3 protein-coding genes and 1 pseudogene are annotated in these 2,800 nt (G+C 65.6%); 3 read left to right on the plus strand and 1 reads right to left on the minus strand.

The genetic code is table 11. The features are described from left to right. The 3 genes and pseudogenes from ACRDUX_RS27305 to ACRDUX_RS27315 form a co-directional block, all read left to right on the plus strand. A pseudogene (locus ACRDUX_RS27305) lies at positions 1–224 on the plus strand (hypothetical protein); the annotation flags it as partial. Positions 225–482: 258 nt separating this feature from the next. Then, positions 483–1,010: a hypothetical protein gene (locus ACRDUX_RS27310; protein WP_526418378.1), complete on the plus strand. Its 528-nt coding sequence runs from the start codon at positions 483–485 to the stop codon at positions 1,008–1,010. A 217-nt stretch (positions 1,011–1,227) separates the two neighbouring features. Next, entirely contained in the window at positions 1,228–1,656 is a 429-nt protein-coding gene (locus ACRDUX_RS27315) for a nitroreductase family deazaflavin-dependent oxidoreductase (RefSeq protein WP_526418380.1), read from the plus strand. Positions 1,657–1,668: 12 nt separating this feature from the next. On the opposite strand, the gene ACRDUX_RS27320 is transcribed toward ACRDUX_RS27315, so the two are convergent. After that, positions 1,669–2,800, minus strand: a 1,132-nt coding sequence (locus ACRDUX_RS27320; RefSeq protein ID WP_526418382.1) for a CocE/NonD family hydrolase, incomplete at its 5' end; no start/stop codon positions are given.

The raw sequence follows: 2,800 nt of genomic DNA on the forward strand, positions 1-2,800 counted from the left end.
CCCCAGAGGGGTGGGCCCAGGTGGGCCAACTCGACGATCAAGCCGACACCTACCTCGACGACGATCGGCAAGACGAAGCCATGTTCCGTCGGGCCCAGGCCAATCTCTTGGCGCTTCGCTTGTTCGAAGACTCCGATGAGGCGCAGCGGCCCGATGGCGACGGCACCGGTCGCGACGAGGCCACCGACGACAAAAACGACGGAGAGGACGACTCAGACGACTGAACCGTCAACGGGCGGTCACCCCTGCTTCCAAGGGCGACCGCCCGCGTGCCGGTCTAGTTACAGCGGAATCCAGATACCGAAGAAGTAGAAGCCCCAACCGTTTTGGCCCTGATCCCAGATCGGCTGCTCGTTGAAGCCCCAGTAGTTGATCGGTCCGTTGTTCCAATACCCGCCCGGGGGAGGCAGTGGGCCGCCCCATCCGGCGCGCGGCGGTGCTCCCCAACCCCACGGCGCAGGACCGCTACCCCAGGGGGCACCGTGGAAGCCATTGAAGGCGTCGGGGGGCCGTGGCTGGAAGCCGCCGGGTCCCCGACCATCGCCGGGACCACCAGGCCCACGGAAGTCACCAGGACCACCAGGACCACGATCCCCGCCGGGGCCACCAGGACCACGGAAGTCACCAGGGCCGCCGGGACCACCGGGTCCGCGATCCCCGCCGGGGCCGCCAGGCCCACCGGGACCACGACCATCGCCGGGACCACCAGGCCCACCGGGTCCACCGCCAGGACCACCAGGACCACGGAAGTCACCAGGGCCACCGCCGGGGCCGCCGGGGCCGCGCCCCTGGGGACCACCGGGTCCGGCATGGCCTCCGCCACCTCCGCCTCCGGGTCCTCCCCCACACGCCGGGGGCATACAACCGCCACCACCACCGCCATGACCACCACCACCACCGGGCGCTGCGTATGCCACCCCCGAACCGAGCCCCAACAGGGCCAGTCCTATACCGCCTGCAAGAGAAACTCCTGCGACGGCACTCTTGACGTTCATCGTGTCACTCCTTAGCTCGGAGTACGTGCTCCGATTCAGCCCGACGAACCGACGTTACCTAGCTTGTCTATGAATAACCTATGTCCGCCGTACGAGTGCGCCCCATCGCGGACGCGATCACGGTCGATCTGGCGCCTGCCCTCGATCGGATCGACTCGCTCGGGAATATTCAGTCACCTAGAGCCTGCTGACCATCTGGGATATCCCTCGCGCCGAACAGGAGATTGCATACATGACGGATGGCATCGACCTCGATGAGATGAACCGCCAGGTCATCGGCGAATTCCGGGAAAAGGGCGGCAAGGCGGGCGGCTTCTTCGAAGGCAAGCCTCTGGTGCTCGTGCACCATGCCGGAGCCAAGTCAGGGGTGCAGCGGATTGCCCCGTTGGTCCCCTACGTCGACGGAAGCCGCATCTTCATCTTCGCGAGCAAGGGCGGCGCTGACACCAATCCCGACTGGTATCACAACCTGGTTGCCAACCCCGACACCGTCGTGGAATTCGGCGCCGAGACATTCCCCGTCACCGTCCGAGTGCTCACCGGCGACGAGCGGGACGAGGTCTATGCCAAGCAGTCCGAGGTCGAGCCGCAATTCGCCGAGTATCAGCGCAACACCACGCGGCTGATCCCCGTCATCGAGCTGCAGCACACCGGCGGCTGATCCGTCGCGTCCTCAGCCGGTCATGACGGGGAGTTGCACATACGAGGCGTGCTCCCCACCGGTGTGGATGACGTGCCTCCCACTGTTCTGCGGAACGTACTCGCGCGTCCCGGGCATGATGGCCCCCAACGCATTCTGCGCGCTGATGACCAGCCGCAGCTGCTCGCCGGCGTAGAACTTCAGACCGATTGGGAACAGGTCGATTTCGACGTCGACGACCTCACCGGGGTTCAGTTTCTCGACTCGATCGAAGCTGTGGGCAGGAACGGCGTCGGTAGACGACTTCTCGTCAAGATGTCGGGCGGACACGCGCAAGCGCCCGTTCGAACCCTTGTACCGCAGCACGGATGCGCCGCGTTCGGTGAGATCCTGCATCAGCGCACCGTGATTGGGCACGGTGAACTGCTGCAGCGGCGTGCCATGGCGGTCCAACTTCTGGATGAGGATGAACAGGTCCATGTCGTCGGCGCCACGGCACTCGACCCACAGTCGCGCCTTCGGGTATCCGACCATCGTCGTCTCTTCGTCGAAGCGGACCGCGAAGGAAACCAACGCGGGATTCGACCCGGAGTCGTACCCCACCTCCGAGCCTTCTGAAGCCGGCGCGGCGTTCAGCGTGCGCGAGCCGCCGTCGAGGTAGTACTTCGTATCGACGATTCCCGTCGGCGGGAACGCGTCCGCTTCCCGGTCGACGCGGTCGCCGCCTTCGAGGTCGAGCAGGCTGTACCGGACGCGAGGCGTCCGCTCCCAGCCGTTGTCCTCGCCCTTCAGATAGTGATCGAAGAACCGGTGCAGCTCTTCGACATTCGCCTCGTCGTAGTAGTCGGGCCACTCCTGGGTGTTGTGGATGCGCAACCACTTCTCCCGGGAGCCGATACGCCGCCAGGCGCGGAACGTGCCCGCGGTGTGCAGCGTGTTGGAATAGCTGGCGACGACGTAGGCAGGCACGGTGACCTTGTCGAACCGTGCGATCTTGTCGTCCCACAGGTCGTCCATCAGCGGATGACGTTGCACCACCGCGAGGATGTCCTCGCGGCGGTTGTTACCGGCATAGCTGTTGTTCTGGAGTCGTTCGGCGAAGCCGATGTCGGGCATGCCGCCGCGCATCACCAGGTCGCGGTACACGTCGCTGAATCCCTCACAC

Origin of the sequence: Mycobacterium sp., assembly GCF_050701675.1 — a bacterium.
GTDB lineage: Bacteria > Actinomycetota > Actinomycetes > Mycobacteriales > Mycobacteriaceae > Mycobacterium.

Bases quoted from the DNA above. Each gene is read 5' to 3' on its own strand.
- ACRDUX_RS27315 (WP_526418380.1), top strand. From the start codon at position 1,228: ATGACGGATGGCATCGACCTCGATGAGATGAACCGCCAGGTCATCGGC.